Source organism: Kitasatospora sp. NPDC096140 (genome assembly GCF_040303045.1).
GTDB lineage: Bacteria > Actinomycetota > Actinomycetes > Streptomycetales > Streptomycetaceae > Kitasatospora.
The window spans coordinates 147883-154854 of the sequence record NZ_JBEOUW010000006.1; the positions used below are offsets into that span (position 1 = coordinate 147883).

4 protein-coding genes and 2 pseudogenes are annotated in these 6972 nt (G+C 68.6%); 5 read left to right on the plus strand and 1 reads right to left on the minus strand.

Annotated features, from left to right (window positions below; genetic code table 11):
• Positions 1 to 10 precede the first annotated feature (10 nt).
• Entirely contained in the window at positions 11 to 478 is a 468-nt protein-coding gene (locus tag ABT048_RS08130; protein ID WP_350520483.1) for a MarR family winged helix-turn-helix transcriptional regulator, read from the plus strand.
• Between the two features lie 157 nt (positions 479 to 635).
• A complete protein-coding gene (locus ABT048_RS08135; RefSeq protein ID WP_350520484.1) occupies positions 636 to 1109 on the plus strand; it encodes a DUF8821 family protein in 474 nt (157 codons plus the stop codon).
• Positions 1110 to 1427: 318 nt separating this feature from the next.
• Here ABT048_RS08135 and ABT048_RS08140 read toward each other — a convergent pair.
• Positions 1428 to 1925 (minus strand): annotated as a pseudogene (locus ABT048_RS08140) (transposase); the annotation flags it as partial.
• A gap of 348 nt (positions 1926 to 2273) precedes the next feature.
• Between ABT048_RS08140 and ABT048_RS08145 the strand changes: the two are divergent.
• The 3 genes and pseudogenes from ABT048_RS08145 to ABT048_RS08155 all read left to right on the plus strand — a co-directional run.
• A pseudogene (locus tag ABT048_RS08145) lies at positions 2274 to 2480 on the plus strand (transposase); the annotation flags it as partial.
• A gap of 796 nt (positions 2481 to 3276) precedes the next feature.
• Entirely contained in the window at positions 3277 to 3516 is a 240-nt protein-coding gene (locus ABT048_RS08150; protein ID WP_350520485.1) for an MbtH family protein, read from the plus strand.
• A gap of 92 nt (positions 3517 to 3608) precedes the next feature.
• Positions 3609 to 6972 (plus strand): non-ribosomal peptide synthetase (locus ABT048_RS08155; RefSeq protein WP_350520486.1); only part of this gene is annotated, 3364 nt, incomplete at its 3' end.

The window sequence follows — 6972 nt, forward strand, 5'->3', positions numbered from 1 at the left end:
ATCTGGTGGGGTGAAGCACTCGCCCTCGCACTCGACCGGACACGACATCGCCGACGCCCTCGGGCTGCTCCTGCGGCGCAGCACCCGCGCCCGCCTCCACACCCACCTGACCGAGGGGCTGGGGGAGGCGATCGACGACCTCACCTACCCCGTCCTCAGCGGTCTGGCCCGCACCGGCGCGTGCAGCGCCGCCGACCTCGGCCGCGAGATCGGACTCGACCGCACCACCGTCACCCGCCGCGCCGACCGCCTGGAACAGGCCGGCCTGCTCCGGCGCCGGCCCGACCCGGCCGACGGCCGCGTCACCCTGCTCGACCTCACCGACGACGGCCGCGCCGTCATCGAGGCGACGAGGCAGCGGCTCGCCGCCGGCATCGAGGATGCCCTCGCCGACTGGCCGCAGGACGACGCCCGGACCTTCGCCCGCCTGCTGCGCCGCTTCGTCGACGAGGGGCCCTTCGCCGGGGACCACGACTGACCGGCGATTCCGGTTCCGCCGGTCTTCCGCCGGCGCCGCATAGGATCACCGGCATCCGGCGGCCCGAGGTGCCCGCAGCCCTCCGCCGTCTGCCCTCTGTCCTCTGTCGTCTGCCCGCCGGTCGTCCGCCGTCGGCGTCACCGAGAAAGGATCCGCCGTGACCTACGCCGTGGACTTCGAAACCGTGTCGACCGTCGGCCTGGAGTCGTCGCCCGTCGCGGACGCGCTCGCCGGTCTGCGGGCCAACGAGGCCCGCTACTTCAAGAACAAGTACGACCACGTCTTCACGGTGGAGCCCGCGGCCGACGCCGCCGAGGTCGTCGACTGGGTGCATAGGATCCTCCGGGAGGAACGCGAGATCGTCATCGCGTCCCGGCCCCTGGAGGCCACGGCCTTCCAGGTGGAGAACATCCGCATGGCCTACGTCTTCTACGAGAGCGGCCTGTCGATCAACGTGATGTACACCCTCGACGACGGCGGGAAGCGGGCGGTCGGGTTCAAGCTCTCGGACGGGATGGAGGTCCCGGAGGAGCTCGCGTCGCGGTTCAAGTTCGCACGGCAGAAGTCCAAGCTGGCCGGCACCATCCGCGGATCGTTCTTCGTCATCAAGAACGAATACGGCAGCCTGTAGGGCGTCGGATGGGCCTGGGGCGACAGGAACGGCGAGGAATGGGTCGGTGGGCTCTGGCGGGTTCGGTCAGGCGAGTTTGACCGAGGCGTCCATCAGGGTGAGCGCCGGTCACCGTCCACAGGCGGCCGTTGGACTGAGGCTGGCCGAGTGCAGGTCGCGCAGACGTCGCTCCAGCGGTCCTGCGGAGTCTCGCGTACCTGAGGAAGAGACCGGGCAGCTCGATCACGCGTCCGGTGAGTCAGTTCCGAGGCGCACAGCTTGAGCGAGTTGTGGTGGAACTTCATCAGCCCATCCGGTGAGAGGGTGTTCGATACCGTTTTACGCTGCCGCGGACGGTTTCGGGCGGAGGTATTGCCCGGTTCTGTCCGGGCTGGCGGTCAGGCGGCTGGTCATGGAGTTCACCATGGCCCACTGAATCATCGAGCGTGACCGGTTCGGCAGTTCCTCGTAGTCGCGGTGGAGCCGCCGGTACCGGGACATGATCCCGAAGGTCTGCTCCACGCGCCAGCGGACCGGTTGGACGACGAAGCCCTTCTGCTCCTTGTCCCGGGCCACGACCTCGACGTCGATGGCGCGTGCGGCGCCGTGTCTGACGACGGCGTTGTTGTAGTCGGCGTCCACCCAAGCCTTGGTCACCGTGGGCCACTGGGCGGCGAGGGCGTCCAGGACCTGCTTGCCGCCGTCGAAGCCCTGACTTGCGGCCGGGGCGTTGGGCGAAGCCTTCACCGACTGGGCGTCGATGATCGCCGCTGTCGGCAGGATCCGGCGGCCCTTCTTGGTCCGTAGCTGGTCACGGAGCGTGTCATGGATCCGTTCGGTGGTGCCGTCGCGTTCCCACTCCTTGAAGTAGCCGTAGACGGTGGTGTGGGGTGGGCGGCCGCCAGGCGGAGGTGGCCGGTCCGCCGTCTGTGTTGCACCCGGAGCTCAGGGTCCGCTGGGCTGGGGAGGGCTTGTCGAGTCTCGTGTTCGGGCATGTGTGCCAGAGTTCAATCGGATCAATGCTGACCTCTTGCCGACTTTTTCTGGCGAGTCGTCGGGCTTGGCGTGCTGACCGTCCGGCTGTCGGCATCGAGGCCAGAGGCCCATGCCGATGAGCCGATTGCAGTGTGGCGGACCCAGAGCCGCGTCGGTCTCGGCCTGCCGTAGCCGGGCACCAACCCCGCGATCTGGGACCGGTTGAACACCCACGTCTCCCATGCCATGCGCGATCTGATCAACGCGCGGGACTGGCTGACGGTGTTCATCCTGCCCGCATACGCGCCCGAGCTGAACGCGGTCGAGTACCTATGGGCCCGCGTCAAGCGCAGCCTGGCGAACCTCGCCAGCGTCGCTCTGGAGCGACTCGCCGCGCTCGACCGCAATCGCCTTGAAGCGCCAAGGTCAGTATCCGTGGCCGGTGTTCGCCGGCGGAGCGCTACATGCTCGCCACCGAGGTGGGCCAGGCGTTTCGCACGACACATCGTCATGCCGCCGATGCTCTGAGCGTGTGAAGACCCCGGAGCGGCTGGCGGACATAGCCGGAGAACAGTGATCAAGGCCATGAATCGGGCGGATGACTTGTTGGCGCCCGCACTGCTGGTGGCCCCCTCTCTCAGCTGGGAAGTTGGCCATTGACATGTCCTTCGACGGCTGGCTACTATCATGATCGTTTGTTAAGGGGGCGTAACGCCAGGCGTCAAACTCGCCGGAGATTCTCCGGTGAGGGCATCTGGGGTGACGTGCGCCATATTAGGCGCTTTGTTTGCGTGCATGCGTATGCGCATGAACGTTCGGGGGTGGGGAAAGTGGCCCTTTTTGAGGGTGCGGGTTTGAGTCGTCTTTCCGGTGTCGGATATGCCCGGGATATAACTTTTCCCTGACGTCTCGTAGGCGTCAGAGGGTCTCTGTCGATAGCCAGGGTTTCATCAGTTCTCTGCGTTCGGCTGTCGGTTCGCTCGCTGACGTGACTGTTCGGCTTCTGGTCGGATGATGCCTGCTGCCGATTCACCCAGGAGATCTCTCCCGGGTGGCGCCACTCTGTGTTCTGGGTTGCGTGGAATCCCTTTGTCAAGCCGACTCTGCGGGCCGGATTTCGATTTGTTTTTAGTGGCGACTATTCTGCCTGCCTTGTAAAAATAGTCGGAATGGTTGGCGACCTAAATGAGATGTATGCGAATAGTGAGGTTTCATGTCTAGTCCGTTCGACGATCCCCATGGTCGCTTCTTCGTTGTGTCGAATGACGAGGGGCAACATTCGCTCTGGCCGGAGTTCGGGCGGCTGCCAGCCGGCTGGACTGTCGTGCACGGGGCGGCGGATCGCTCGTCGTGCCTTGACTACGTCAACGCGAACTGGACTGACATGCGGCCGCTGAGTCTTGTCGCCCACATGGCCGAGGCGGTTCCGCGCCAGGGCGAGGAGCAGGGCTGATGACTGCCGAGCAAAAGGCGAACGGTCAGTCAGGTTCTGGGCCGCGGAGCGCGATCCGAAAGCGGCTCGTTTCACAGTCGCGGCTGGACCAGATGTCCCCGGAGAAGCGGGCCCTCCTGGAGAAGCGGCTCGGCGGGCGTCGCCCCAAGCCGGCCGACGACTCCATTCTCCCCGTCCCGCGCACGGCCGAGCTGCCGCTCTCCTCAGCGCAGCGGCGCCTCTGGTTCATGGACCAGGTGAGCCCCGGAAGTGCTCTCTTCAATGTGTCGGTGGCGCTCCGCTTCGCAGGCCCACTACGGCTCGACGTGCTCGCGCAGGCGGTCCATCAGCTGTTCCTCCGTCACGAGTCGCTGCGGACGGTCTTCCCGCCCGCCGCGGACGGCTCCGACAACCCTGTGCAGCGGATCCTCCCGGACATCGTGGTGGACCTCGAGCCGGTGACGCTGGCCGACGGCTCCGAGGCCGGGATCCGGGCGGCCGTGGAGGCAGAGGCGGCCAGGCCGTTCTCCCTTCAGTCCGGACCGCTCTCGCGCGCGACCGTGCTCCACTGCGCCCCCGACGACCACGTGCTCGTCCTCACCATCCATCACAGTGTCTGCGACGGCTGGTCGATGGGCCTGCTGGTCGACGAACTGCTCGGGTTCTACACGGCCGCCGCCCAGGGCGCCGAGGCGGCCCTCACCCCCCTGACGCTGCAGTACGCCGACTACGTCGGCTGGGAGGCCCGCCCGGAGCGCGCAGAGGAGCTCGCCGCAGGCCTTGAGTACTGGCGCCGGACGCTGAGCGGTGCTGTCCCGGTCATCGAGCTCCCCGCCGACCGCGCCCGGCCGGCCGTTCAGAGCTTCCGCGGCGAGCGACACCGCTTCGCCCTTCCGCCGGAGATCTGGCCGGCGGTGAAGGAGATCGCCCGCGCGGAGCGCGCGACCCCGTTCAATGTGCTGACCGCCGGATTCGCTGCGCTGCTGGCGCGCTTCTCGGCCCAGGACGAGGTGTCGATGGTGACGCCGGTTGCCAACCGGCCACGCGTCGAACTCGAGAGCATGGTGGGCTTCTTCGCCAACTCGATTGCTCTGCGGGTCGATGTCTCCGGCTCCCCGACCTTCCGCGAGCTGGTCGGCCGGGTGCGCGACCTCACCCAGGAGGCCATCGCACACGGCGAGGTGCCCTTCGACCGCGTGGTGGAGGCGGCGGACCTGCCCCGGGACCTGAGCCACTCGCCCGTCGCCCAGGTACTGTTCGCCCTGGTCGAGGACCCGGCGCTGGATCAGGAGCTGGGCGACCTGCGGGTCACGGTCGTTGACCACCACAACGGCACCGCCAAGTACGACCTCAGCCTGGAGGTCTGGCCGGACGCGGACGACTTCCTGCACGGTGTCTTCGAGTACGCGACGGACCTCTTCGACGAGACGACCGTGCTCCGCACGGTCTCCCACCTCGGCATCCTGCTCGGGAGCTTGACCGGCGAACCGGACACCAGGATCGGGAACGCCTCCATGCTGTCCGAGGACGAGCTGCGGGACACCGTCGTCAACTGGAACCGCACGGAGAGCCCGCTACTCGGCGGCCTCCACGCCGTCGAGCTCTTCGAGCAGCAGGTGTGCCGCACGCCGGGTGCGACCGCGCTAGTCTCCGGCGAGCGAACCCTGACCTTCGCCGAGCTGGACCGGCTTGCGGACCGTCTCGCCGCCCGGCTGCGCCGCGAGGGCGTCGGGCCGGAGACACGGGTCGCGCTCTTCCTCCAGCGTGACATCGAGCTCGTGGTCGCCGTGCTGGCCGTGCTCAAGGCCGGCGGCGCCTACGTGCCCCTCGACCCCAAGGACCCGGCCGAACGCATCGCGTACATGCTGGCCGACGCGGACGCGCGGGTCGTCCTCAGCAGCAACCGCCACACGGGAGTGCTCCCGGCGACGGACGCGCATGTCCTCACCGTGGAGGACGTGCTGCCCACCGAGGAAGGCGGCGAGCTGTCCGAGGCCGAGCGCGGCGCTCGACCGCAGGCGGACAATGCTGCCTACATCATCTACACCTCCGGATCGACCGGCCGCCCCAAGGGCGTTGTCATCACGCACGGCGGTCTGGCGAACTACCTCGCCTGGAGCCTTGGTGCCTACCGGGTGGCTGATGGCGGGGACTCCGTGCTCGTCTCGCCGCTGCGGTTCGACCTCTCGGTGACCACCCTGTTCTGCCCGCTCCTCGCCGGACGCTCGCTGACCCTCGTGCCCGAGGGCGAGGAACTCGACACCCTCGCGGGCGTCCTCGGCGACAAGCTCGACCTCGGTCTGCTGAAGCTGACCCCGGCCCACCTCGACGCACTGGACACGTCGATGCCGCAGGCCGGGATCGAAGCGGACGGCTACCTGGTCGTCGGCGGCGAGTCCCTGCACGGGAGCACCGTCGCCGCCTGGGGCAGGCGCGCCCCCGGCCTGCGCGTGGTCAACGAGTACGGGCCCACCGAGACGGTCGTCGGCTGCTGCGTCCACGAGGTGACCGAGAGCACCGACCTCTCCGGCACCGTGCCGATTGGCCGACCCATCGCCAACACGCAACTCTACGTACTCGACGCGCACTTGATGCCCGTCGCTCGCGGTGTGGTAGGCGAGCTGTACGTCGGCGGCGCGGGCGTCGCGCGCGGCTACTGGAACCGGCCGGACCTGACGGCGGAGCGGTTCATCCCCGACCCGTTCGGCGCGCCCGGCGGGCGGCTCTACCGGACCGGGGACCTCGTCCGACTGCGGCCGGACGGCGAGTTGGAGTGCCTCGGGCGGGCCGACACCCAGGTCAAGATCCGCGGCTACCGGGTCGAGCTGGAGGAGATCGAGGCCGCCCTGACCCGGTTCCCGACCGTTCGCGAGGCCGTGGTGCTGCTCCGTGAGGACACACCCGGCGAGCGCAGGCTCGTCGCGTACATCACGGCGGCGGATGCCGGGGAGGTGCCGGCGGCCGAGGAGCTGCGGGCCGAGCTCCGGGCCGACTTGCCGGAGTACATGGTCCCGGAGCTGTTCGTGGGGATGCACGCCCTGCCGCTGGCCCTGAGCGGAAAGGTGGACCGCCGCGCGCTGCCGCGCCCGACCGTGGAGGCTGCGAGCGGCGCCACAGGAGGCGGCCTCGGGTCGCCGGTGGAGCGGGTGGTGGCGCGTGTGTGGGCCGAGGTTTTGGGTGTGCCGTCGGTGGAGCGTGATGTGGCGTTCCTGGAGTTGGGCGGGCATTCGTTGTTGGCGGTGCAGGCGATGGCGCGTCTGCGTAAGGAGTTGGAGCTGGACCTGCCGTTGTCGGTGTTCCTGCAGGCCACGTCCGTCGCCGATCTCACGGCGCGGATCGAGGGTGCTGCGGTGTCGCCGGTGGAGCGGGTGGTGGCGCGGGTGTGGGCCGAGGTTTTGGGTGTGCCGTCGGTGGAGCGTGATGTGGCGTTCCTGGAGTTGGGCGGGCATTCGTTGTTGGCGGTGCAGGCGATGGCGC

Coding starts and splice junctions, on each gene's coding strand:
- ABT048_RS08150 (WP_350520485.1), top strand. CDS start 3,277: ATGTCTAGTCCGTTCGACGATCCCCATGGTCGCTTCTTCGTTGTGTCG.